We start from the raw sequence: 578 nt of genomic DNA on the forward strand, positions 1-578 counted from the left end.
TTAAAAGGACAACATCCCATATTAATTTCACTTTTTACATTGACACTTCCAACAAATTTCCCAGAACCATTATAATACTTTGCAACACCAACAATATCTCCTTTATGGATAGGATAATTCATATTTTTAAATACTACCTTCGGATTGATATTCTCGTTATCTGAAACAACACCATACAAATCTTTATCAACCTTAACTTTTATCTTAAAATCATCAATACCATCAACACAAGGAGTCTCTATAATATCCCCCTTATGTGCTATCTTTTTAGAATGGAAATTATCTTTACCATACTTCAATAGACTAGCATAAGAAGAAATTCTATTTTTCTTGTTATCATCACCAAGTACAACACCTATTAATCTATGTTGTCTTTCGATGTTATCATCCTTAGGTATCATCATAGAAAATTCAATACAATATCCAGCATTATCTGTGTATCCTGTCTTTATTCCATCAACACCACACACTTAAACAAGAAGATGATATGTGTTATAATGTATAACATCTGTTTTAGTATCATTATATTCTTGCACAGTGGTTTTATATGTAACTTAGTTTTCATAATTACCGAATGC

The 578-nt window shown here is 29.8% G+C and carries 1 pseudogene; it reads right to left on the bottom strand.

The features are described 5' to 3' along the window. Positions 1 to 470: pseudogene (locus tag K0039_RS20310) on the bottom strand (D-alanyl-D-alanine carboxypeptidase family protein); the annotation flags it as partial. Between the last annotated feature and the right edge of the window lie 108 nt (positions 471 to 578).

Origin of the sequence: Terrisporobacter mayombei (assembly GCF_020748465.1) — a bacterium.
Taxonomy (GTDB): Bacteria; Bacillota; Clostridia; order Peptostreptococcales; family Peptostreptococcaceae; genus Terrisporobacter; species Terrisporobacter mayombei.